The 23611-nt window shown below is 69.6% G+C and carries 25 protein-coding genes; 18 read left to right on the top strand and 7 right to left on the bottom strand.

Annotated features, from left to right (window positions below):
- Positions 1–82: 82 nt before the first annotated feature.
- Entirely contained in the window at positions 83–556 is a 474-nt protein-coding gene (locus B840_RS01110) for a GatB/YqeY domain-containing protein (protein WP_042620595.1), read from the top strand.
- On the opposite strand, the gene B840_RS01115 is transcribed toward B840_RS01110, so the two are convergent.
- Positions 557–2947: a penicillin-binding protein gene (locus tag B840_RS01115; protein WP_042620596.1), complete on the bottom strand. Its 2391-nt coding sequence runs from the start codon at positions 2945–2947 to the stop codon at positions 557–559. It abuts the gene before it with no gap.
- Between the two features lie 164 nt (positions 2948–3111).
- On the opposite strand from B840_RS01115, the gene B840_RS01120 reads away from it, so the two are divergent.
- Genes B840_RS01120 through B840_RS01130 form a run of 4 tightly spaced genes read left to right on the top strand, consistent with a single transcriptional unit; the run spans position 3112 to position 4955 of the window.
- Positions 3112–3447, top strand: coding sequence for a WhiB family transcriptional regulator (locus B840_RS01120; protein ID WP_084603056.1), 336 nt, complete (start codon positions 3112–3114; stop codon positions 3445–3447).
- Between the two features lie 19 nt (positions 3448–3466).
- Positions 3467–3622: a Sp36 family protein gene (gene sp36, locus B840_RS13405; protein WP_156971808.1), complete on the top strand. Its 156-nt coding sequence runs from the start codon at positions 3467–3469 to the stop codon at positions 3620–3622.
- A complete protein-coding gene (locus B840_RS01125; protein ID WP_042620597.1) occupies positions 3623–4084 on the top strand; it encodes a RidA family protein in 462 nt (153 codons plus the stop codon). It begins immediately after the preceding gene.
- Between the two features lie 49 nt (positions 4085–4133).
- A complete protein-coding gene (locus B840_RS01130; protein ID WP_042620598.1) occupies positions 4134–4955 on the top strand; it encodes an MBL fold metallo-hydrolase in 822 nt (273 codons plus the stop codon).
- Between the two features lie 69 nt (positions 4956–5024).
- Here B840_RS01130 and glxR read toward each other — a convergent pair whose 3' ends face one another.
- Positions 5025–5708 (bottom strand): CRP-like cAMP-activated global transcriptional regulator GlxR, encoded by a 684-nt coding sequence (gene glxR, locus B840_RS01135; RefSeq protein WP_042620599.1) that lies wholly within the window; start codon positions 5706–5708, stop codon positions 5025–5027.
- Between the two features lie 339 nt (positions 5709–6047).
- Between glxR and nth the strand changes: the two genes are divergently transcribed.
- From nth to B840_RS01155, 4 genes are read left to right on the top strand one after another with little or no spacing between them, the layout of a single operon-like run.
- Positions 6048–6749: an endonuclease III gene (nth, locus tag B840_RS01140; RefSeq protein WP_229676551.1), complete on the top strand. Its 702-nt coding sequence runs from the start codon at positions 6048–6050 to the stop codon at positions 6747–6749.
- On the top strand, positions 6746–7336 hold the full coding sequence (locus tag B840_RS01145) for a TlpA family protein disulfide reductase (RefSeq protein WP_042620600.1): 591 nt from the start codon (positions 6746–6748) through the stop codon (positions 7334–7336). The genes nth and B840_RS01145 overlap by 4 nt, the downstream gene beginning before the upstream one ends.
- Positions 7333–8112 carry an NUDIX hydrolase gene (locus B840_RS01150; RefSeq protein ID WP_042620601.1) on the top strand — a complete coding sequence of 260 codons (780 nt, stop codon included), beginning with the start codon at positions 7333–7335 and terminating at the stop codon, positions 8110–8112. Before B840_RS01145 ends, B840_RS01150 begins: the two co-directional genes overlap by 4 nt.
- Before the next feature lie 51 nt (positions 8113–8163).
- The gene (locus B840_RS01155) at positions 8164–9357 is read left to right on the top strand and encodes a MarP family serine protease (RefSeq protein WP_042620602.1); all 1194 of its coding nucleotides are present in this window, start codon (positions 8164–8166) and stop codon (positions 9355–9357) included.
- On the opposite strand, the gene B840_RS01160 is transcribed toward B840_RS01155, so the two are convergent.
- The 3 genes from B840_RS01160 to B840_RS01170 form a co-directional block, all read right to left on the bottom strand.
- Positions 9354–10280: an alpha/beta fold hydrolase gene (locus B840_RS01160; protein ID WP_042620603.1), complete on the bottom strand. Its 927-nt coding sequence runs from the start codon at positions 10278–10280 to the stop codon at positions 9354–9356. The genes B840_RS01155 and B840_RS01160 overlap by 4 nt on opposite strands.
- Positions 10281–10382: 102 nt before the next feature.
- The gene (locus tag B840_RS01165) at positions 10383–10889 is read right to left on the bottom strand and encodes a phage holin family protein (protein ID WP_156971929.1); all 507 of its coding nucleotides are present in this window, start codon (positions 10887–10889) and stop codon (positions 10383–10385) included.
- 265 nt (positions 10890–11154) lie between these two features.
- Entirely contained in the window at positions 11155–11991 is an 837-nt protein-coding gene (locus tag B840_RS01170; RefSeq protein WP_042620605.1) for an HAD family hydrolase, read from the bottom strand.
- 495 nt (positions 11992–12486) lie between these two features.
- Here B840_RS01170 and ssd point away from each other — a divergent pair, with 495 nt between their 5' ends.
- The 7 genes from ssd to B840_RS01205 are packed head-to-tail and all read left to right on the top strand — an operon-like array spanning position 12487 to position 16860.
- Positions 12487–13614 carry a septum site-determining protein Ssd gene (gene ssd, locus B840_RS01175; protein WP_042620606.1) on the top strand — a complete coding sequence of 376 codons (1128 nt, stop codon included), beginning with the start codon at positions 12487–12489 and terminating at the stop codon, positions 13612–13614.
- Positions 13615–13637: 23 nt separating this feature from the next.
- Positions 13638–14759 (top strand): TadA family conjugal transfer-associated ATPase, encoded by a 1122-nt coding sequence (locus B840_RS01180; RefSeq protein ID WP_042622416.1) that lies wholly within the window; start codon positions 13638–13640, stop codon positions 14757–14759.
- Entirely contained in the window at positions 14756–15532 is a 777-nt protein-coding gene (locus B840_RS01185; protein ID WP_042620607.1) for a type II secretion system F family protein, read from the top strand. Before B840_RS01180 ends, B840_RS01185 begins: the two co-directional genes overlap by 4 nt.
- Complete coding sequence (locus tag B840_RS01190; RefSeq protein ID WP_052491035.1) at positions 15529–16083, top strand: type II secretion system F family protein; 555 nt, start codon at positions 15529–15531, stop codon at positions 16081–16083. The genes B840_RS01185 and B840_RS01190 overlap by 4 nt, the downstream gene beginning before the upstream one ends.
- 23 nt (positions 16084–16106) lie before the next feature.
- Positions 16107–16292, top strand: coding sequence for a DUF4244 domain-containing protein (locus tag B840_RS01195; protein WP_042620608.1), 186 nt, complete (start codon positions 16107–16109; stop codon positions 16290–16292).
- Entirely contained in the window at positions 16292–16564 is a 273-nt protein-coding gene (locus B840_RS01200; protein ID WP_042620609.1) for a hypothetical protein, read from the top strand. Before B840_RS01195 ends, B840_RS01200 begins: the two co-directional genes overlap by 1 nt.
- A 2-nt stretch (positions 16565–16566) precedes the next feature.
- Positions 16567–16860, top strand: a complete 294-nt coding sequence (locus tag B840_RS01205) for an Rv3654c family TadE-like protein (RefSeq protein ID WP_042620610.1) — start codon at positions 16567–16569, stop codon at positions 16858–16860.
- Here B840_RS01205 and B840_RS01210 read toward each other — a convergent pair.
- The gene (locus B840_RS01210; RefSeq protein WP_042620611.1) at positions 16835–19204 is read right to left on the bottom strand and encodes a DEAD/DEAH box helicase; all 2370 of its coding nucleotides are present in this window, start codon (positions 19202–19204) and stop codon (positions 16835–16837) included. The two genes, B840_RS01205 and B840_RS01210, sit on opposite strands and share 26 nt — an antisense overlap.
- A gap of 263 nt (positions 19205–19467) precedes the next feature.
- Between B840_RS01210 and B840_RS01215 the strand changes: the two genes are divergently transcribed.
- Positions 19468–19671, top strand: coding sequence for a cold-shock protein (locus tag B840_RS01215; RefSeq protein ID WP_042620612.1), 204 nt, complete (start codon positions 19468–19470; stop codon positions 19669–19671).
- Positions 19672–19767: 96 nt separating this feature from the next.
- Here B840_RS01215 and B840_RS01220 read toward each other — a convergent pair whose 3' ends face one another.
- Positions 19768–20382, bottom strand: a complete 615-nt coding sequence (locus tag B840_RS01220) for a DedA family protein (RefSeq protein WP_042620613.1) — start codon at positions 20380–20382, stop codon at positions 19768–19770.
- Between the two features lie 199 nt (positions 20383–20581).
- On the opposite strand from B840_RS01220, the gene topA reads away from it, so the two are divergent.
- Positions 20582–23557 (top strand): type I DNA topoisomerase, encoded by a 2976-nt coding sequence (gene topA, locus B840_RS01225; RefSeq protein ID WP_042620614.1) that lies wholly within the window; start codon positions 20582–20584, stop codon positions 23555–23557.
- Positions 23558–23611: the final 54 nt, after the last annotated feature.

A 23611-nucleotide genomic window follows, 5' to 3' on the forward strand; every position in this document is an offset into this window, starting at 1 on the left:
CCTGCGAGGGGGAGGATACGCTTGGTCACCTTGGCTGTCTCGTTCACCCGGCCCACCCTACCCGGCGGGTACCGTGGGGCCCATGAGCGAACTCAAGAGCAGGATCCGGGACGACCTGAAGACGGCCATGAAGGCGCGGGAGAAGGGGCGGACGGGCACGATCCGTATGCTGCTCGCCGCGATTCAGGCGGAGGAGACGACCGGAGCGAAGCACGAGGTCACGGATGAGGAGATCCTCCGGGTGATCGCCCGGGAGATCAAGAAGCGCCGGGAGTCCGCGGAGATCTACGCCGCGAACGACCGTCCCGAGCTGGCGGAGACGGAGCTGGCCGAGGTGGCCGTGCTGGAGGAGTACCAGCCCACTCAGCTGGATGACGCCGCCGTGGCCGCCCTCGTCGACGATGCCGTCGAGTCCGTCGCCATTGAGCTCGCCGTGGCGCCGAATGAGGTCTCCATGAAGCAGATGGGCCAGGTCATGAAGGTGGCCACCGCCGCGGCCGCCGGCCAGGTGGACGGCAAGCGTCTGTCGGCCGCGGTGCGGGCGAAGCTGGCCTAGCTAGATTCCCAGGGCCTCGCGGATCTGGGAGGCGACCTCGTCGATGTCCTCCTGGGTGACCTCCGGCAGGGCCGGGGCGGGACGGGTGGCGCGGCCGGTTGGGGCCGGAGCTGAGGGGGCGGGCGCCTGACGTGCGGGTGGACCGGCGGAAATCTCCAGGGTGACGGTCCCGCCCGGCCGCAGCAGACCATCGGGGACGGCGCGTTCGACGCGTCCCCGCGGCTGCGTTCCTTCGACGGTGCGCACCTCGACCCGGTATCCGTCGGACTCGAGGACGTGGCGTGCGTCCGCCTCGCTGAGGCCGACGACCTCGTCCAGCACCGCGTGGGTGGTTCCCAGCTCGTAGCGCCCGTCGAGGGCGGGGAGAGTGCCGTTGAGTGCGGCGGGCGACAGGTTCGCGGTCTGGAACCAGGACCGGGCCGCCTCCTGGCCGCCGAAGAGGTTGCCGTCGGCGCACTGGCGCACCGGCGACGTGCACAGCGGGGAGGTGGTCGTGCCGTCGTTGTAAATGTACGGCGCGGCGGCGAAACCGCTGTTGAAGCCCAGGAATGCCGAGGACTGGTGGGACTCGGTGGTGCCCGTCTTGGCGGCGGCCTGGCCGGACCAGCCGCTGGTGCTCGCGGCCTGCGCTCCGGTGCCGATGGTCAGGTCGTCGGCCATGCCGACGGCCAGCGCGTCAGCCACTCCCTTGTCCACCACGTTCTCGCAGTCGGGGCGCTCCAGGTAGACCTCCTGGCCGTTCCGGTCGGTGACCGAGGCGATGGGGTCGGGTTCGCACCACCGGCCGCCGGAGGCGACGGTGGCGCCGACGTTCGACAGTTCCAGCGGGTTCACGGGCGTGGGGCCCAGGGTGTAGGAGCCCAGGTTGGCCGCCTTCATGTATTCCGCGATGGAGCGTTCCCCGTCGTGGGTGCCGGGCTGCGCGTAGCTGCGCAGGCCCAGCTTCACGGACATGTCCACCACCGCCGGCACCCCGACCTGCTCGATGAGCTGGATGAAGGTGGTGTTGGGGGAGAAGGCCAACGTCTCGCGCAGCGTCATCCGCGGCTGGTAGGTGCCGGCGTTCTCCACGCAGTAGATGTTGGGCGGGCAGTTCTCCGCGCCGCCGGTGCCCAGGCCGCTGGCCTCGTAACGGGCGGGGACGTCGAGTTCGGTGTCCAGGCCCATGCCCTGTTCGATGGCCGCGGCGGCGGTGAAGATCTTGAACACCGAACCGGCGCCGTTACCCACCAGCGAGCTGGGCTGCGGCAGGAGGGTCTCGCCGTTGTCCAGGTTGAGGCCGTAGTTCCGGGAGGAGGCCATGGCGAGGATATCGCGGGAATCGGAGCCGGGTTCGACGACGTTGAGCACCTCGGCCACTCCGGCGGCCATGGGGTCGACGTTCCCGGCGACGGCGGCGCGGGCCGCGTCCTGGGTCTGCGGGTCCAGGGTGGTGGTGATGGTGTAGCCGCCCTCCTGCAGCTGCTCGCGGCTCAGGCCCTTCGAGTCGAGGTAGGTGAGGGCGTAGTCGCAGAAGAAGCCGCGGTCGCCGGCGGCGATGCAGCCGTTCGGCAGGGTGGCGGGGGAGTCGAGGACTCCCAGCGGTTCTACGATATAAGCGTCGGCCTCCTCTGCGGAGATGTAGCCGTGGGCGGCCATCGCCCGCAGTACGGAGTCCCGGCGGAGGGTCGCACCCTCGGGGTTGGTGTAGGGGTTGAGCCCCTCGGAGGACTGCACCATGCCCGCGAGCAGTGCCGACTGCGGCACAGAGAGCTCGGCGGCGCTGACGCCGAAGTAGGTCCGGGCGGCTGCTTCGATGCCGTAGGAACGGTTGCCGAAGGGCACGAGGTTGAGATAGCCGGTGAGGATCTCGTCCTTGCTCAGGTCGCGGTCCAGATCCGCGGCCAGGCGCATCTCCCGCAGCTTGCGGGGGATGGACTGTTCGACTGCGGCGGCCTGCTCCGCTTCCGTTTTCGCCTCGATGTGGAGGAGGTAGTTCTTGACGTATTGCTGGTTCAGCGTCGAAGCGCCCTGTTCGACGCCGCCGGCCAGCAGGTTGGTCGCCATGGCGCGGATGGTTCCCTGCATGTCCACGCCGTCGTGCTCGTAGAACCGGTGGTCTTCGATGGCGACGATCGCGTCCTTCATGGGTTGCGCGATCTGATCGCCTGGCACCTCGTAACGGCGCTGGTCGTAAAGCCACGCCATGGGCTGGCCCGTGGCGTCGGTGATGGTGGTCACCCCCGGCGTGTCACCGTAGCTGAGGTCGGAGAGGCTGGATTGCATCGTCTCGTTCGTCCGGGTGATGCCGACCCCGGAGATACCCGCCACGGGGGCGAGGGCGAGGGCACCCGCGACACCGGCGACGGTGGTGGCGGCAACCAGATTGGCCAGGGATTTCCAAACAGACACGCCCTTTACCCTACGCAGATATGGGGTAGCGGGAAACTAATGATTGCCCCCCGGAAGTGTGACGTACTCGACTTCGTGTTAAGACTGTGAATAGACTTACATGCATATGGCCGGGCGGCCGGATGCAGAGTCTGATCGCAAGGACTGTTTGAAAGGAACGAATGATGGCTACCCCTCTCGTCGGAGACACCCTCCGTTCTCCGTTTGACCAGCAGCCTGTCTGCTATGAACGGGGTGAGTGGATTACGCAGGCAAAGTGCCGCACCGGTGATCCGGATGCCCTCTTCGTGCGTGGTGCGGAACAGCGGAAGGCGGCTGTCGTCTGCCGCCACTGCCCGGTTCTCACTGAATGCCGCGCCGATGCGCTGGACAACAAGGTGGAGTTCGGGGTGTGGGGAGGTCTGACCGAGCGTCAGCGCCGCGCACTGCTGCGCAACAATCCGCACATCACCAACTGGGCGGAGTACCTCGCGTCCGGCGGGGAGCTCACCGGCATCTGATCCCGGTACGCTGGTGCGTATGACTACTTGGGAATACGCCACCGTTCCGTTGCTCACGCACGCCACCAAACAGATCCTCGACACCTGGGGCGAGGATGGTTGGGAGCTCGTCACCGTCGTGCCCGGGCCGAACCCGGAGAACGTGGTGGCGTACATGAAGCGGGAGAAGAACTAGATGACTACCGTGTCCGAGCGGCTCGCCGAGCTGCAGATCACCCTCCCCGCCGTCGCTGCCCCCGTCGCGGCCTACGTGCCCGCGATCCGGACCGGCAACCAGGTCTGGACCTCCGGTCAGCTGCCCTTCGTCGACGGTCAGCTGCCGGCCATCGGCAAGGTCGGTGCGGAAGTGACCGCCGAGCAGGCCGAGGATCTCGCCCGCACCGCGGTCCTCAATGCTTTGGCCGCTGTCGACGCTCTCGTGGGCATCGACAAGGTCGCCCGCGTGCTCAAGATCGTGGGCTTCGTGGCCTCAGCCGAGGGTTTCACCGGCCAGCCCGCAGTGGTCAACGGCGCATCCAACCAGATCGGCGAGATCTTCGGGGAGGCCGGGGAGCACGCCCGTTCCGCGGTGGGCGTCGCCGAGCTCCCCCTCGGTGCGCCGGTGGAGATTGAGCTCGTCGTGGAGATCGCGGATTAAGCTGCTCCCCGGTTCGGCAGGTCACGTAAACCGGGCTAAGCTGGTGCGCATGGAGCATCCTGCCTACAGCCAGCTTCGACCGGTCACACCTTCCGTCTCTGTGGTTCTCTGCCCGAATCCGGGCTACGCGGCCCTGGAGGGGACGAACTCCTGGGTCATCCGTGCGGAAGGGGACCCCCGCAGCATCGTGATCGACCCGGGCCCGGAGGACGAGGGCCACCTCAACGTACTCGGCGCCAAGGCCGAGGAGGTGGCGCTCGTTCTGCTCACCCACCACCATCCCGACCACGCTGACGGGGCGCACCGTTTCCGGCAGCTGACCGGCTCGCCGGTCCGGGCCTTCGACCCGACGGCCTGCGCCGGCGAGGTCCTGCCGCTGGCTGCTGCCGAGGTGATCGCCGTCGAGGGGGTCACCCCCCAGATCGAGGTCGTCCACACCCCGGGCCACACCGCCGACTCGGTGTGCTTCTTCATCTGGTCGGGTGTCCCGGGCGAGTCGACGCTGGAGGGCATCGTCACGGGCGACACCATCGCCGGCCGGCACACCACCATGATCTCCGAGACAGACGGCGACCTGGGCCAGTACCTGAAGACCCTGCACCTGCTGGAGACGCGGGGCAAGGACGTCACCCTGCTTCCGGGCCACGGCCCGGAAGGCGCGGACCTGTCGGCCTACGCCCGCAAGTACATCGACCGTCGTGATCACCGCCTCAACCAGATCCGGGAGATCCGCGGACGCCTGGGCGGGGACGTCGATCTGAAGACCCTCATCGATGAGATGTACGACGACGTCGATCCGGTGCTGCGGCACGCTGCGGAGCAGTCCACGCGCGTCGCGCTGCGCTACCTCGACGCGGAAACGCCCGCCTAGCACCTCGGGGACGGAAGAACCCGCCGGTCACCATCAGGTGGGCCGGCGGGTTCTCTGCCATCCGGGGACCTAGCGGGCGCGCTTGGCCAGGGACTCGGTGTCCACGATGAGGACGGACTTGCCCTCGAGGCGGATCCAGCCGCGGTGGGCGAAAGTGGCCAGAGCCTTGTTCACGGTTTCGCGGGAGGCGCCCACGAGCTGGGCGATCTCCTCCTGGGTGAGGTCATGGTGGACGCGCAGCGCGCCGCCCTCCTGGGAGCCGAACCGGTTCGCCAGCTGCAGGAGAGTCTTGGCCACGCGGCCGGGGACGTCAGTGAAGATGAGGTCCGCCAGGGAGGCGTTGGTGCGGCGCAGGCGGCGGGCCAGAACGCGCAGCAACTGCTGGGCGATCTCCGGGTGGTCGGAGACCCACTGCTTGAGCATCTCCGAGTCCATCATCGCGGCCTGGACCTCGGTGACGCACACGGCGGAGGAGGTGCGCGGGCCCGGGTCGAAGATGGACAGCTCGCCGAACATGTCGGAGGGGCCCATGACTGTGAGCAGGTTCTCCCGGCCGTCGGAGGCGTGGCGCGCCAGCTTCACCTTGCCGGCGGTGATGATGTAGAGACGGTCGCCCGGCTCGCCCTCATCGAAGATGGTCGTTCCCCGGGGGTAGCGGACCGTCTCCATGTCCTGGATCAGGTTGGCCACAGCCACCGGATCCACCCCCTGGAAGATTCCGGCGCGGGACAGGATCTCCTGTACACCTTCCACTTGTGCTCCTCTGTCATGTTTCGGTATGCGTAGACAGCGCGCCGGGACCGTTCTCGATGTCACACGAGGTCCCCCTGCGGGGTGCAGCTGTGACTTCCGGCGCAATGTGTTCCCCACCACCCTACCGTGGAACTGGTCACTAGTAGGCGGGGGGAGGGAAATTTGTCACATTACCAGCTCGTCGGCCCCCCGGTCACTCGAGGGCAGACTCGTCGCCCGTGCGCAGGATCACGGACTCGAGCTTCTCCATCTGCAGCGCGAACAGGGCCAGTAACAACGGGGCGGCCACCACGAGAACGACAATCATGTCTGCCCATCGTAATGGCTAAGCTGTCCACTATGCCGGTCACGTCTGATCATCCCCGCCCTCCCGCCCGCGGCACGGAGACTGACCTGGGACGCACCCGGCGGGCCCGCCGCATCAACCGGGCCCTGGCCCAGGTCCACCCGGATGCCTGTTGCGAGCTGGACCACCGGAACCCGCTGGAGCTGACGGTCGCGACGGTCCTGTCCGCGCAGACGACCGACGTCCGCGTCAACCAGGTCACCCCGGAATTGTTCCGCCGTTTCCCCACGGCCGCCGCCTACGCCGCCGCCGATCCTGCGGAGATCGAGGAGATCATCCGCCCGACCGGCTTCTTCCGCGCCAAGACCCGCCACCTCATCGGGCTGGGGGAGGCCCTGTCCGCGCGTTTCGACGGCCAGGTGCCCCGGGACATGGAGGACCTGGTGTCCCTTCCCGGGGTGGGCCGCAAGACGGCCCTCGTGGTGCGCGGCAACGCCTTCGGGCTGCCGGGCCTGGCGGTGGACACCCACGTCGCCCGGCTGGCGAACCGGCTCAAGCTCGCCGAGGGCCGGGATCCGCTGAAGGTCGAGCAGGCGCTGTGCGCGCAGATCGAGAAGAAGGAGTGGACGATGTTCTCCCACCGCCTCATCTTCCACGGGCGCCGGGTCTGCCACGCCCGTCGCCCGGAGTGCGGCGCATGCGCCATCGCGAAGGACTGCCCCTCATACAACCCGACCCCCGGAGCCTGGTCATGAACCGACAGAACGTCTGGACAATCGTCATCGGCGCCATCCTCACCCTCGCGGTCTTCGCGGCGGCGTTCGTTATGCTGAGCACCGTCAACGAACCCGCCGGGGCGCCGCAGGCGGCGGACCCCACGGCGTCGACCACAGGGGCGTCGCAAAGCGAAGTGGCCGACCGGCCGGACTGCCCCTCCACCGGGGCGGGCGGCGTCGCCCTGGACTGCCTGGGCGGCGCCAACTCGGCGGCACCGGCGGAGGGCATCACCGTGGTCAACGTGTGGGCCTGGTGGTGCGGACCCTGCCGGGACGAGTTGCCCTACTTCGACGAGTTCGCCGACGCGAACCCCGAATACACCGTCGTCGGAGTGCACGCCGACGCGAACCCGGGTAACGGCGCGGACATGCTGGATGAGCTGGGCATCCGCCTGGCCAGCTACCAGGACCTGGACAACACTTTCGCCGGCACCCTGGGCCTGCCCGGTGTCATCCCCATTACGGTGGTGTTCGACGGCGCCGAGCAGGTGGCGATGTTCCCGAAGACTTTCGGGTCGGCGCAGGAACTGGATGACGCCGTCGCAGAAGCCGTGGAGGGTACATGAGGACAGATTTCGGGCCGGATCAGCCCGGGGCCAACACGAAGCTGAATCCCGGGCAGGCGCCGCGCTGGATGCGGCGCCTGGTGTCGGAGGTCTCCGCCGCCCACTCGCACCCCGACGTCCGGGGCGTGGACGCCTGCATGACCAACCGGGAAGGGCCGGACCGCTCCGCCGCCGTCCTCATCCTCTTCTCCGGCGCCGACCACTTCGCGGCAAACCCGCCCGGCAACGCCGCCGTGCTACTGACCCACAGATCACCGTCGATGCGCTCCCATTCCGGACAGATCGCCTTCCCCGGGGGGCGCGTCGACTCCACCGACCTCAACCCCGTCGACGCCGCGCTGCGGGAGGCATGGGAGGAGACCGGCCTGGACCGCTCCACCGTCACCCCCGTCGCAGAGATGGAGCCCGTCCACATCCGCGCCTCCGGTTACCCGGTCCACCCGGTGCTCGGGCACTGGCACACGCCCGGCGACGTGGGGGTGGCCAGCCCCGCCGAAGCCGACGACGTCTTCCCCGCCTACGTCTCCGATCTCCTCGACCCCCGTAACCGGCTCATGGTCGGCTGGGCCGGGTGGAAGGGGCCGGCCTTCACCATCAACGACTACCTGGTGTGGGGGTTCACCGCGGGCCTCTTGTCCGCGATGCTGCACCAGGCCGGGTGGGAACGACCCTGGGACCGGGGCACCACCCTCGATCTCCAGGACACGCTGGCGAAGTCCCGCAACAACGAACCTCGCTATTCGGACCCGGGCAACCGGGTAAGATTTCTCCGGTAATCACCGGACGCCGCTTCCGGCACGCACACTGGACAGGAACACCGAACACTCGTGACCAACGCGCTCCTCGTCGACGGCCTCATTCTGCTGGCCGTATTGCTGGCGATCGCCACCGGTTGGCGCCAGGGCGCGTTCGCCTCCGTGCTCTCCACCGTCGGCGTGGTCGCGGGCCTGATCATCGGCGCCGCCCTCGCCCCGCCGGTCATGCAATTGACCGATTCCGTGGCCCTGCGTTTCCTGCTCGGCCTGGGCACGATCATCATGCTCGTCGGACTGGGCAATCTGGTCGGCGGCGTCCTCGGCTCCTCCGTCCGGGATCGGATGCGCATGCGCGCCTCCCAGACCGTCGACTCCGCGATCGGGTCGGTCTTCACCGCGGCCGCCACCCTCATCGTGGTGTGGTTGATCTCGATTCCCCTGGCCACCGGGCTGAGCGGTCCGGTCAGCCAGGGCATCCGCAACTCGGAGATCCTGGGTTTCGTCGACCGGAACACCCCGCCGGGGTTGGAGCAGCTGCCCGCCCGCGTCACGGTGCTCCTCAACGATTCGGGCCTCCCGCCGTTGTTCTCCCCCTTCGACGAACCTCCGGCCCGGGAGGTCGCGGCGCCGAACATCCAGATCGACGATTACGCCCTCGTCGAGGAGGTTCGGCCGTCCGTCATCCACATCCAGGGCGACTCCAGCGAGTGCCTGCGCCGTCTCATGGGTTCCGGCTTCGTCACCGCCCCCGACTACGTGGTGACCAACGCGCACGTGGTCGCCGGGACGGAGACGGTCCGTCTGGACACCGTCCTGGGGGTCCGGGACGCAGAGGTGGTCTACTACAACCCCGCCGTGGACGTCGCGGTCCTCCATTCGCCCGGGCTTGGGCTGCCGGCCGTGCCCTGGGCGGAGGTTCCGGCGGTCTCGGGTGACGACGCCGTCGTCATGGGCTTCCCCGAATCCGGCCCGTTCGAGGCTGCCCCGGCCCGCATCCGCGACAAGCTGCTCATCGCCGGGCCGGACATCTACGCCGCCGGCCGGGTGGAGCGCGAGGCGTACACCGTCCGCGGCACCATCCGCCAGGGCAATTCCGGTGGCCCGCTGCTGGACACCGAGGGCCGGGTGCTGGGCGTGGTCTTCGGTGCCAGCGTCGATCAGACCGACACCGGCTACGCCGTCACCGCCGCAGAGGTCCAACGCCAGATCGGCGACGTCACCTCACTGGTCTCGCCGGTGGACACGCAGGGGTGCGTGGCCGGCTAGATGTACTTCCCGGCGAAGTCGGCGACGGCGTCGACGAAACCGGCCGGGTTCTCCAGCTGCGGCAGATTCCTCGTCCCGGGCACGTGGGCGACCTCCACCGGGCCGGCGACCCGCTCTCGCGACCGGCGGGCCAGATGGTGCCAGGCCCGCTGCGGCGGCTGGACGAGCAGCGTGGGGACGGTGACCCGCATGCTCAGCCACCGCTCCGAGACTGCGGCGGTGAGCAGCCGGTTCGTGCGCACGATGGCCTGCTGGGCATTGCTGATCTGCGCGGACGTCAGGCGCAGCAGGAGCGCTTCCTCGAAGGCGGGGCCGCGGGCGAAGTCACCCGTGGTGTTGAGCCTGAGGTGGCGCCGGTAGGCGGCCGCGGCGAGACCGGGGAACAGCCGGAGGACGGACAACGGCAGGTGCGAGACCACTGAACGGGCGCACAGCCAGGGGAAGTTCCAGGGGCGCGCCGCGATCGCCCGGCGCAGGTCCACCGGATGGGCGGCGCTCACGGACACCAGCGCCGCGACCAGGTCCGGATACTTCGTGGCCAGCGCCCAGGCGACCGTTCCGCCCGTGTCGGAGCCGACGACCACCGCGGAGTCGTGGCCCAGCGACCGGATGAGTCCGGCGATGTCGCCCGCGGCGGTGCGCAGATCGCCGCCGGCGGTGGCCGGCGGCTTGTCGCTCATGCCGTACCCGCGGGCGTCGACAGCTGCGACGTGGAACCCCCGGGCGGCCAGCGGGGCGATGACCTCCCGGAAATCGAACCAGCCGGAGAACGCGCCGTGCAGGAGCACCACCAGCGGATCTCCCGGGTTGCCCGCCACCGCCGCGTGCAGCCGCACCCCGCGCGTATGGACCAGCTCATGGGTGAAAGGGCCGTCCAGCTCCACCACGGAGGGGGAGAGCGCGGGACGGTGGAGCTTGAACACGGTGGGGGTTTCCTTTCGGCGGGCCGTCGAGCCGGGGACGGAACAGAAACCGCCCGGCCGCTGCCGGGTGGGGGAGCGGTCGGGCGGAGAAAGCGGGAAAGGTCAGCTGTACATGCCGCGGTCGCGGCCCTCGATGCGCTTCGTGGCCTGGCCCGGGACCAGGTTCTTCAGTTCGTTGACCGACTTTATGGTGTGCTTCGGGGCACCGATCTTCTTCACCTTCCGCCATCCGACGAGGGCGAGCACGGCGGCGAGCAGGATCATCACGAGGAAGACGATGAGGAACGCGGCCCAGGGCTCCAGCCAGATCATCAGCAGCGCCGCGACGAAAAAGAAGAAGAAGAAAGAGGAGTAGAGAGCGATGACGCCGGCCACTCCGAACAGGCCGCCGCCGATCGCGCCCTTCTTCGCCTCACCGGCGATTTCGGTCTTGGCCAGCTCGATCTCCGCGCGGAAGAGGCTGGACATCTGGGCCGTGGCGTTGGAGACAAGATCGCCGACGGATCCCTCACCCGGGCGGGTGCTGTCGACGTCGCTGAGCGGGATCGAGCTGACCCGCGGAGTAAAGTCCTTAGGTCCGTCGGTGAAAAGTCCGTTGTTGCTCACGATGTGCCTTCCTGATGCGGTGTCATGCATTTTCGTCCATGGTGCCACGGATTCTCTGTGAATGCGCGTCTCTTGCAGCGCTATCGTAGTGGATATGTCTGCGGTTGACCCCCTGCAACCCCGCCTCTGGCTCGGTGACGTGTCGGCGCTGGCCGCCGAGGCGGGGTCCGCCGTCGCGGCGGTGCACCGTGGGCCGTGGGCGCGCCGACGCCGCGGGGGCGCGCACGGCCTTTTCGGCCGGGCTCATCCAGATGCTCCGGTGGATGCCTCAGGCGGAGCCGCGGCGGCCGCGCTGGGCCCACCAGATCCCGCCGGCGGCGGCCGCGGTGACGACGGCGACCACGCTCGCGCCGATGCTCACCTCGCGCGGGGAGGGCAACTGGAACAGTGGCACCGGGTGGCGGAAGCTGCGGATCTCCCAGCCGTTCTCCAGCGCGGCCTTCTTCATGGCCCGGTCGGGGTTCACGGCCACCGGGTTGCCCACGGCCTCCAGCATCGGGATGTCCGTCGCGGAATCCGAGTAGGCGTAGCTGAGTGAGAGGTCGTAGTGCTTCTCCGCGGCCAGGGCGTCAATGGCCTCCGCCTTCGCCGCCCCCTTGCAGTAGAAGAGGATCTCGCCCGTGAAGTGGCCGTCGGCGACCTCGAGTTCGGTGGCCACAACCTGGTGGATGCCCAGTTCCTCGGCGATGAGGTCCACCAGGTGGGAGGCCGAGGCGGAGATGATGATCACGTCGTGGCCGGCGTTGCGGTGGAAGGCGATGAGCTCGCGGGCCTCCTCATAGATGGCGGGGGTGACCACGTTGTGCATGGTTTCCGAGGCGATCTCGCGCACCTGCTCCACCGACCAGCCGGCGACCAGCGCGGCGAGCTGGTCGCGGGTGGTGTCCATCTGCTCGCTGGACTGCCCCGCGATCATGTACGTGGCCTTCGCCAGTGACATGTGCAGCGCCTCGGAGGTGGTGATGAGGCCGTTGTGCATGAACTCCCGGCCGAAGGCGAAGGCGGAGGACGTGGCGATGATGGTCTTGTCCAGGTCGAAGAAGGCCGCCACGCGGGGTGCATGTTGCGTGGTGGCCTGCTGGTTCGCAGGGGACCCGGTCGTCATGTGGACATAGTCTAGACCTCTGCCCTGTGAAGCGTAAGGGGAGAGTGTTTCTGGAGTGGCCGATGTTGCGGAAGGGGTGACAGTGTAGGTAAGTCTGGACATGGAAAACTCCCTCGAAAAGTTATTCGAGAAAGTCGGCGGGGCGGTATTGTCTTGGGCTGAAAGGTGTGCCATAATTCCACTTGCAAGGCCCCGATATACCGTGTGGCCTGCCCCGGCTATCCCCCCCGATGCCGGGTTACTGACGGCCCGCGCACACCCCCCCCGAGGCGCGGGCCGTCCCTTAATTTCCCTCCGCTTCGACGGCAGTCCATTGTGACGGCACCGGCTGAACGCTCCGGCCAATGACAGCGTCTCCCGCCCGGGCCCGCGCCGCCAGCGCCGCCGGAGAGTTGTCCACAGTTCCGCGGTGATATGTCAACCACATCACCGGTTGTCCACAGAAGAGGAACGCGACTCTTGTCCCGCCCCGTCTTCTCCGGCGATGGTGGGGCCATGAGCAGCACCTACATCCTCGTGGCAGTCGGCGATCCCGTCATCCACCCCGAAGCCACACACGTCGCGGCCGCGACCGGCCACGGGGTCGTCGACACCGTCGACCCCCGCGAGATCACCCGCCTGATGTCCCGCGCCCACGCCGTGCTCGTGGACGCAGACACCGCCGGCCACGTCGCCACACTCGACCGGCGGCCCGGCATCCACTTCCTCTCGGCTGACCCCGGCCCCGTCGACTGGCGCGCGGCCCTGCACTGCCACGCGGAGAACGCCTACGTTCTCCCCGCCCAGGCCGCCGACCTGCTCTCCGCACTGGGTCACGCCCGAGCGCCGGGCACCGGGTCCGGCCACGCCTCCGGCCGCGCGTCAGGGCGGGCGGCCGACCGTGCCGCGCAGGACCCGGCACCCGCACCCACGCAGGGCACCCTCATCGGCGTGTGCGGATCCGCCGGCGGGGCAGGCGTCTCGACCCTGGCGGCCGCCCTCGCCCGCACCGCCGTCCGCCACCACCCGGTCACGCTCATCGACGCCGATGACCGCTCCGGCGGACTGGACCTCCTCCTCGGCCTGGAGGACGCCGCCGGTGCCCGCTGGCCGGACCTGCGGCTCGGCGAAGGAACCGTCGCAGGCGCGGACCTGCGGGCGGCGCTGCCCGCCACACCCGACGGAATCGCCGTCCTGTCCACCGCCCGCAGCACTCTCGCCGACCCTTTCCGGCTCACCGGGGACAACGTGCGACCCGTGCTCGAGTCGCTGGCGGACTCGCCCGGGGTCACCGTCGTCGACCTGCCGGCCCACGGCCCTGCCACGGGGGCAATCACCGATGCCTGCGACAGGGTCGTCCTGCTCATCCCCGCCGAGGTGCGCGCCGCGGCGGCCGCCGCCCGCCTGGCCGCCGACCTCACGCGCACCCGGACGGCCACCGTCGGCGTCGCCCGCCACCGCGGCTGGTCCGGGTTGAGCGCCGAAGACCTGTCCAAGATCACCCGGTGCCAGATCCTCGGCGAACTCGGACACATCCCCCGCCTGGCCCGGGTCGCGGAACTCGGCGGGCTGCCGGAACGCCTCCCCGGCGCGCTCACGGCCACCGCCCGCCTGGTGCTGGCCGACGCGGGGGTGCCGCTGTGAGCATCCCCGCCGGCACCTCACTCATGGAGAAAGTGCAGCGCAGGCTCGTGGACTCTCCCGCCGCTGCCACCGACGCCGCCGAACTCGCCCGCCTCATCCGGGAGGAGGCGGGCGTCATCTCCGACGTCGACGTCCTCGACCTGCTCCGGCGCCTGCGCCACGACTCCACCGGAGTCGGGCTGCTCGAGGCAGTACTGTCCCTCGACGGCATCACCGACATCGTGGTCAACGGGCCGGACCAGGTGTGGTTCGACCGCGGCGCCGGGCTGGAACGCGCTGAGGTCGCCTTCGCCGACGACGCCGAGGTGCGCCAGCTGGCCACCCGCCTGGCCACCGCCTGCGGCCGCCGGCTCGACGACGCCCAACCCTTCGCCGACGGTCGGCTCACCCGCGACGACGGCTCCATCATCCGCATCCACGCGCTGCTCGCCCCGCCCTCGGCCCACCACACGTGCCTGAGCCTGCGGGTGCTGCGCCAGGCGACGACCACGCTCAGCCAGCTCGTCGCCCGCGGGACGGTGGGCGAGGAGATCGCGCAGGTGCTGCGCGGCGTCGTCAAGCACCACCGCGCCTTCCTCGTCGTCGGCGGCACCGGCACCGGGAAGACCACTCTGCTGGCGGCGCTGCTGGCAGAGGTCAGCCACAGAGAGAGGATCCTGTGCATCGAGGACACCGCAGAGTTACAGCCCCCGCACCCGCACGTGCTCAACCTGGTGGCCCGGTCCCGCAACATTGAGGGCAGCGGCGAGATCACCATGTCCGACCTGCTCAAACAGGCGCTGCGTATGCGGCCCGACCGCATCGTCGTCGGCGAGATCCGCGGGGCGGAGGTCGTCGACCTGCTCGCGGCGCTCAACACGGGGCACCGGGGAGGAGCCGGCACCATCCACGCCAACTCGCTGGCGGAGGTCCCCGCCCGTATGGAGGCCCTCGCGGCGCTCGGCGGACTCGACCGGGCGGCACTGCACTCCCAGTTGGCGGCGGCTGTCGACGTGGTCGTCGTGATGCGCCGGCTCGACGACGGCCGCCGCATCGTCCACCAGCTCGGCCTGCTCAGCGGCGTACCCGTGGCGGCGCACCCCGTGTGGGACAGCGACCACGGCGCGCTCCCGGGCTTCGAGGCTCTCAGGCAGGCCCTCCCATGACTGTCCTCCTGTTGACGGCCGCCCATCTGGCGTTGACCGCCCCCGCACCGGCCGGCCGGCTGCGTCCCGGCCCGCCGACGAAGCTCCGCGCGCTGCTTCCCCTGGCCGCGGGCGCGGGTCTAGCGGCCTTCCTGGTGCTCGGCCGGCTCAGCGTCGCGGTCGCCGCGCTGCTCATCGCCGGCACCGCGGGGTGGGCGGTCCGCGGCATGCGCACACGCCGCCGCACCCTCCGGCGTGAAACCGTCGCCGCATCCTTCCTCGGCCACCTCTGCGGTGAACTGCAGGCCGGCAGCGCCATGCCCGACGCGGTGGAGCACGCCGCCGCCAACCTGCCCGAGGACACCCCGCCCGAGCTCGCCCGCACCCTGCGCCGGGTCTGCGGTCACCTCCGGCGCGGGGCGTCGGGGGCGCGCATCCTGACGGAAAGCTCGGGCGAGGTACCCGAACTGGCGGGACTGGGGACGCTCTGGTCGCTCGCCGACCGCCACGGGCTGCCGCTGGCCCCGCTGGTGGGGCAGGCGCAGACGCGCATCGACACCCGCCTGCGCCACCGCACCGCCACGTCCGCCACGCTCCAGGGGCCGCAGGCGACCGCGGTGATCCTCACCCTGCTGCCTTTCGCCGGAATCGCGATGGGCACCGCGATGGGGGCCGACCCTGTCGGCTTCCTCCTCGGCGGGGGACTGGGCGGCATCCTGCTGGTCGCCGGCACAGCCCTGGCAGCGGCCGGATTCGTGTGGTCCCGCCACATCATCGGGAGGGCGGCCCCGTGACACTCGTCCTCCTCGCACTCGTGCTGCTCCTGCCCGAACCCCGCGCCGCCGACCGCCTGCGGGTGCGCGGTCCGAAGACCCCGCGCGACGGGCCGCGCGCCGGCGCCGATCCTGACCGCCTGGCGCTCGCCGCCGACATCGACCTCTACGCCGCGTGCCTGCGCGCCGGGTTGACCCCGGCCGCGGCCGCCGTGGCCCTGGCCGAGGCCGGCAGCGACCCCGTCACCGGGGAGGCCTGGCGTGCCGTGTCTGCGCTCCTGGCGATCGGGGTGCCCGCCGAACGTGCCTGGGCGGAGGTCGCTGACCTACCAGGCCTGGGCGACCTCGCCGGACTGGCCCGGATGTCCGGGCGCTCCGGCTCCGCCATGTCGGAGGCCTGCGGACGCATCAGCGCCGGCCTGCGGGCCGCCGCCGCCGACCGGGCCACCGCCCGCGCCGAACGCGCAGGGGTGCTCATTGCCCTGCCGCTGACGGCCTGTTTCCTGCCCGCCTTCCTCGTGCTCGGCCTGGCCCCCGTGGTCATCAGCCTGGGCACCGAACTACTCAGCTGACATCACTCACCAAGGAGAAGAACATGACCCTCTACCACCGAACCCGCACCCTGCTGACCAGCGACGACGGAATGTCGACGGTGGAATACGCCATGGGTAGCCTCGCGGCCGCGGCGCTGGCCGCCGTGCTCTATGCCGTCGTCAACGCCCAGGGCGTGGTCGACGCGATCGAGTCGATCATCACCGACGCTCTGTCCAGCGCCCCCTGATGTCCACGATCGAATCGGCACTCGGCCTGGCTAGCCTCGTCGCGGTGTGCGGGCTCATCGTGGGGGCGATCGCCACGATGGCAGCCCACCTGACTGCGGTCGACGCCGCCGGGGCGGCGGCCCGCGCCCACGCCATCGGCGTGGACTACCGCCCCGTGCGCGGAGAGGTGCGCGTCACCGAATCCGGCGGTCTGGCCACCGCTACCGCCACGGTGCCCTCGCCGTTGGGCGACCGTACCCACCGGGCGATCTTCCCGGTGGAGGCGCACTAACCGTGCCGACCATCGCCGCCGCCGGGTTCTCCGCCGCACTGATCAGCCTGTCGCTGGTGGTGGTCGGGGCGGCCGCCCAGGTCAGCGCCCACCATCAGGCCCGGGTGGCGGCCGACGTCGCCGCAGTGGCGGCCGCCGCCGCGCACTCCCGCGGCGAGGACGGCTGCGCCGTGGCGCGGCAGGTGGCGGGGCGCAACGGGGCCTCGATGAGCGGGTGCGGGGTGTCGGGGGCGGACGTCACCGTCACCGTGGCTGTCCGCGGAAGGGAGGTCACGTCGACGGCGGGGCCGGTGTAGCTCCCGTCATGGTCACCAGGGCGCCCAGCAGCTTCAACGCGCCGGCCTTGTCCAGCGGGTTGTTGCCGTTGCCGCACTTGGGCGACTGCACGCACGAGGGGCAGCCCGACTCGCAGCCGCAGGAGCGCACCGCCTCGAAGGTCGCCCGGATCCACTCCGGGAAGCGGGCGAATCCGGCATCGGCGAAACCCGCGCCGCCGGGGTGTCCGTCGTAGACGAACACCGTCGGCAGGTGCGTGTCCGGGTGCAGGGCGGTGGACACCCCGCCGATGTCCCAGCGGTCGCACGTGGCGATCAGCGGCAGCAGCCCGATCGCCGCGTGCTCCGCCGCGTGCAGCGAGCCCGGGGCGTCGGCTGCGGCGATGCCCATCGCCTCGAGCGCGAGCGGGTCGACGGTGTAGGCGACCGCGCGGGTGCGCAGGCGCTGCTCCGGCATGTCCAGGGGGACGAGATCGGAACTGCTGCCGTCGGCGAGTGTGACCAGGTAACCGGTCACCCGGTCGGTGACCTCCACCTCCACGTTCGCCGCCCACAGGCCGGGGGAGTAGTTGACCAGCTCATCCCCGCCCGGGGAGTCGAGGATGCGGATGTCGGTCGTCGAGCGGGCGACGGTGCTGTAGTCGGGGAGCTCCGGACGGGCCAGGGCGATGTGGTCGTCGAAGTCGAGCTCCTCGACGACGAAGCTCTCGCCCTGGTGCAGGTACACCGCGCCGGGATGGACCTGGGCGGCGGCGCGCGCCGCGTCGACGGTGCCGAGCAACCGGCCGTCCGAGACATCGACGATCATGACCTCCTGCCCGGAACCGCCGCGCAGGTTGACGGAGGAATGGGCGGTGTCGGGGGTGAGGGGGGCGTCGCGGAGCGGGGCCGGGAACCAGCCGCGCGGGCGGCGGCGCAGAAAACCTTCGGCGGTGAGTTCGTCGACCACCTCCTGCGCCCCGAAAGCGACGACGTCCCGGTCGCTCAGTGGCTTCTCGACGGCTGCGCAGTAGACGTGTCCGCGCAGCACGTAGGGGTTGCGGGGGTTGAACACCGAACGCTCCACCGGCCGGCCCAGGAGCGCGTCGGGGTGGTGGATGAGGTAGGTGTCCATCGGCTCGTCGCGGGCGACGAGGACCACGATCGAGCCCTGCCCGCGCCGGCCGGCCCGCCCGGCCTGCTGCCAGAAGCTGGCGACTGTGCCGGGGAAACCGGCGGTGACCACGGCGTCCAGGCCGCCGACGTCGATGCCCAGCTCGAGGGCGTTCGTCGTGGCCACACCCAGCAGGGTGCCGTCGTCGAGTTCGTGCTCCAGCCGGCGGCGGTCCTCCGCCAGGTAACCCGCCCGGTACGCGGCGATCCGACGTGCGAAATCCGGGCGGCCCATCGCCGACAGTGCCTCCCTGGCGCTCATCGCCACCACCTCTGCAGACCTGCGGGAACGTACGAAGGTCAGGGTGCGCGCGCCCTCCGCCACCAGGGTCGCCATGATGCCGGCGGCCTCCGTCGTGGCGGCCCGGCGGACCGGGGCACCCTGCTCGCCCTCCACCCCTTCGAGGAAACCCGGTTCCCACAGCATGACCGTCCGGGCCCCGGCCGGGGCGCCGTCCCCGGTCACCGCGGTGACCGGCCGGCCGATGAGGTTGGCCGCGTGGCCGGCGGGGTCGTTCGCCGTCGCAGACGCCAGGATCACCGTCGGCCGGGCCCCGTAGTGTGCGGCGATGCGGAGCAGTCGGCGCAGCACCAGGGACACGTTCGCCCCGAAGACCCCGCGGTAGGTGTGACACTCGTCGACCACGATGAAACGCAGGTGCCGCAGCAGCCGGGCCCAGCGGGCATGGTTGGCCAGCACAGACATGTGCAGCATGTCCGGGTTGGTGAACACGAACCGGGTGGCGTCGCGGATGCCGGCGCGCGCCTCGGAGGGTGTGTCCCCGTCGTAGGGGGCGGGGTGGATGGTCTGCAGTCCCCCGACTTCGCGGGTGAGGCGGCTCACCGCCGCGAGCTGGTCGGAGCCCAACGCCTTCGTCGGGGTCAGGTACAGGGCGCAGGCGGTGGGGTCGTCCGCCAGCCGGGTGAGGATGGGCAGGAGGTAGCCGAGCGACTTCCCCGAGGAGGTGCCGGTGGCGAGAACGACGTCGTTTCCCTCGTGGGCGAGGTCCGCGGTCTGCGCCTGATGGCTGTAAAGGGCGGTGATTCCGGTCTCGGCGAGAAAATTCTTCAGACCGGGGTGAACCCAGCCGGGCCATGCCACCGTGGCGGCGGGGCGGGCGGCGAGAGTTGTGGAATAAGTGCAGGTGGAGTCAGGAAAGCGGCGGATTATCTCGGCGGCGAGTTCTTCGCCCAGGGGGTTCGGCGTGGTCATTAAGTACACCCCTTTCCGTGGGAGAACGGTGGGTATTTCAGACCGGAAATGCCGTAAGACTATCGCGGAGGGAAGATTCATGACACACTGGGACCTGGTCAAGGTTCTGTGCGTTACGTTTACGTGCTCGCAAGGGATTTATGCGCGAGCACCCGAATCACCTCTCCTAATCAGGGGTTTGTGGTTTATCGGGGGTTCGATTACGACCCGGTTGCCGGCATGTGTCGGCGCCGTACCTCCACATCAAGAAAAAGGTTAAAAACATGGCACAGGGAACTGTGAAGTGGTTCAACGCTGAGAAGGGCTTCGGCTTTATCGCTCCGGCCGATGGCTCCGCTGACGTCTTCGTCCACTACTCCGAGATCCAGGGCGCGGGCTTCCGCACCCTCGAAGAGAACCAGCAGGTCGAGTTCGAGGTCGGCGAGGGCGCCAAGGGCCCGCAGGCCCAGGCTGTTCACCCGCTCTAAATCTCTCTGAGCACTTCAAGGAAACTTTCGGCTCTCCAGTAGAGCCGGAAACAGTTTTCTCGCATGACCGTCCACCGCGTTTCGCGGGCAGGGCGGTCATTGTTGGTTTTCAGCCTGTTTCCGGTACACGTGTTCCTGCGCCCGCTGGATCACCAGGCCGACGAGCGTGCCCAGGGTGATGCCCACAGCCATGCCGATGAGGGGGTAGTCGGAGAACATCCGGCCCCCCAGGTAGCCGATGAGCGTGGCCTGGGTCGCCCAGATGAACACCCCGATGGTGTCGTAGAGGAAGAACCAGCGCCAGGGGTAGCGGACCGAGCCGAGCATGATCGTCATGAACCAGCGTGCCCAGGGGATGAACCGGGCGACGATGATGGTGGTGCCGGCCCTCCGGCGGATGTTGAGGCGCACCCACGAGACTGCCCTCCCCCGGGCGGAGTCGTCGGGGACGCGCTCGACGAACCCGATCAGGCGGGTGCCCAGGAAATAGCAGAGGTTGTCGCCGATCATGGCGGCGGCCACGGCAATCTGGATGACCGTGAACAGGTGCGGGACTCCCCGGGCCCCGGACCAGGATCCGGCCAGGGTGAGGACCGCCTCGCTGGGGATGAGCGGCAGCAGGGAATCCAGGATGACCAGCAGCGCGAGGACGGGGTAGAAGGCCGGAAGCGTCAGCAGGGTCTCCACCCAGGTCACGATCTGGTCCGTCATTCAGGCGACGCTATCCGCCGCGCCGGACAGGACGCCGTGCATCCAGCTGTGAGTTTCCGGTGAGTCGGGCGGCCACAGGAGGGCCATTAAATACTGTGTAACGTGTTACCCAGTCCCGGGTGTCAGCTAGAGTCACCCGGAAAGGACGGGTTCACCCGTCGAACCGGCAGTGGCAGCAGGATGAGAGGGAAGTTTCCCCGTGGCAGAAGCTAAGGGATCAGGGAAGAAGACCCTGGTCATTGTGGAGTCGTCGACCAAGGCGAAGAAGATCCAGCCTTATCTGGGCAGCGACTATATTGTCGAGGCCTCGGTCGGCCACATCCGTGATCTTCCCCGCGGTGCCGCCGACGTGCCGGTGAAATACAAGAAGGAACCCTGGGCCCGCCTCGGCGTGGACACGGAGAACGGTTTCGCCCCGCTGTACGTGGTCAGCCCGGACAAGAAGAAGAAGGTCGCCGACCTCAAGGCGAAGCTGAAGCTCTGCGACGAGCTGCTGCTGGCCACTGACCCCGACCGCGAGGGCGAGGCCATCGCGTGGCACCTGCTCGAGGTCCTCAAACCGACGGTGCCGGTGCGCCGGATGGTGTTCAACGAGATCACCAAGCCGGCGATCCTCGCCGCCGCGGAGAACACCCGCGAGCTGGACGAGAACCTCGTCGATGCCCAGGAGACCCGCCGCATCCTCGACCGCCTCTACGGCTACGAAGTGTCCCCGGTCCTGTGGAAGAAGGTCATGCCGCGGTTGTCGGCCGGCCGCGTCCAGTCGGTTGCCACCCGCGTCATCGTCGAGCGGGAGCGCGAGCGCATGGCGTTCATCTCCGCCGAGTACTGGGATCTGAGCGCCGACCTGGACACCGGCAACGAGGCCGAGGACCCGGAGAACCCGCGGAACTTCCAGGCGAAGCTGGCGACGATCGACGGTCGACGGGTCGCCCAGGGGCGCGACTTCGATGACCGCGGACAGCTCAAGGGGGAGGCGGTGGTCGTCGGCAAGCAACAGGCCGAGGCGCTCGCCGAGTCTCTCCGGGGCGTGGACATGCAGGTCTCCGGAGTGGAGGAGAAGCCCTACACGCGCAAGCCCTACGCGCCGTTCATGACGTCGACCCTCCAGCAGGAGTCCGGCCGGAAGCTGCACTACACCTCGGACCGCACGATGCGCATCGCGCAGCGGCTCTACGAGAACGGCCACATCACCTACATGCGTACCGACTCGACCTCGCTGTCCGCGCAGGGCATGGAGGCGGCGCGTCAGCAGGCGAAGGAACTCTACGGGGACGCCTTCGTCGCCGCCACGCCCCGCAGGTACGACCGCAAGGCGAAGAACTCGCAGGAGGCGCACGAGGCGATCCGCCCCGCCGGCGAGCGCTTCGCCACCCCCGGCGAGCTGCACGGACAGCTCGACGCGGAAGAATTCAAGCTCTACGAGCTGATCTGGCAGCGCACCGTCGCCTCGCAGATGTCGGACGCGAAGGGCACCTCCATGAAGGTGACCATCGCCGGCACCGCCCGCACCGGCGAGCGGACCGAGTTCTCCGCCACCGGCCGTACCCTCACCTTCCCGGGTTTCCTGCGCGCCTACGTGGAGACCACCCGGCTCTCCGACGGCCGCGACGTCGCCGACAACGCGGAGAAGCGCCTGCCGAACCTCGCCGAGGGCGACCGGCTCACCGCCACCTCGATCAACGCCGACGGACACTCCACCAACCCGCCGGCCCGCTACACCGAGGCCAGCCTGGTCAAGAAGATGGAGGAGCTCGGCATCGGGCGCCCGTCGACGTACGCGTCCATCATCAAGACCATCCAGGACCGCGGTTACGTCGTCCCCCGCGGCAACGCGCTCGTGCCCAGCTGGGTTGCGTTCGCCGTCGTCGGCCTGCTGGAGAACAACTTCGGCCCGCTGGTGGACTACGACTTCACATCCTCCATGGAGGACGAGCTCGACAACATCGCCGCAGGCGAGGAGGACCGCACCGAGTGGCTCACCGGCTTCTACTTCGGCGACGCCGAGGCCGATGACAGCACCGCCGAGTCCGTCGCCCGCCACGGTGGCCTGAAGGCGCTGGTGGGTGAGAACCTCGAGCACATCGACGCCCGCTCGGTGAACTCGCTGCACCTCTTCGACGACGAGGAAGGCCGACCCGTCTACGTCCGCGTCGGCCGGTACGGCCCCTACATCGAGCGCAAGGTCGGCGAGAACGCCGACGGCGAGCCGGAGTACCAGCGCGCCAACCTGCCCGAGACCACCACCCCGGACGAGCTCAGCCTGGAGTTCGCCGAGAAACTCTTCGCCACTCCGCAGGGCGGCCGCGAGCTGGGGGTCAACCCGGCCAACGGCCGCACCATCGTGGTGAAGGAGGGCCGCTACGGCCCCTACGTCACGGAGGTCGTGCGCGACGACGAGCGCGCCACCGCCGAGGCCTCCGCTGAAAAGGTCGTGGTGAAGGAACGCGCGGAGGAGGATGCCCAGCGCGCCGCCGAGGGCAAACGGGCCAAGAACTGGGAGACCAAGACCGCGGCCGCCCAGAAGGAGAAGCGGATCGCCGCCCTGGTGGAGGAGAACCTCAAGCCGGGTACCGCATCGCTCTTCAAGACGATGGAGCCGGCGTCGGTGACCCTCGAGGACGCCCTCCGTCTGCTCAGCCTCCCCCGCGAGGTCGGCGTCGACCCCGCAGACAACGAGGTCATCACCGCCCAGAACGGCCGCTACGGCCCGTACCTGAAGAAGGGCACCGACTCCCGCTCCCTGACGGACGAGGACCAGATCTTCAGCGTCACGCTGGACGAGGCCCGCCGCATCTACGCCGAGCCCAAGCGCCGGGGACGAGCCGCCGCGCAGCCTCCCCTGAAAACGCTCGGCGACAACGACGTCTCCGGCAAGCCGATGACCGTGAAGGACGGCCGTTTCGGCCCCTACGTCACCGACGGCACCACCAACGCCTCGCTGCGCAAGGGCGACAACCCGGAGACCATCACCGACGCGCGCGCCAACGAGCTGCTCTCCGAGCGCCGCGCCAAGGAGGCCGCGGACGGCGGTGCCCCCGCGAAGAAGGCCCCCGCGAAGAAGGCCCCGGCCAAAAAGACGACCGCGAAGAAGACGACGGCGAAGAAAACGACACGCAAGGCGCCCTCCCCGGGCACCAAGCGCGTGGTCAAGGCGGGCACGCGGAAGAAGTAGGCCGCTTTTCGACGCCGCCGGTGGCGGGCCCGCCGGCTGACTACTCTGGGAGGC

Origin of the sequence: Corynebacterium marinum DSM 44953, from assembly GCF_000835165.1 — a bacterium.
Taxonomy (GTDB): Bacteria; Actinomycetota; Actinomycetes; order Mycobacteriales; family Mycobacteriaceae; genus Corynebacterium; species Corynebacterium marinum.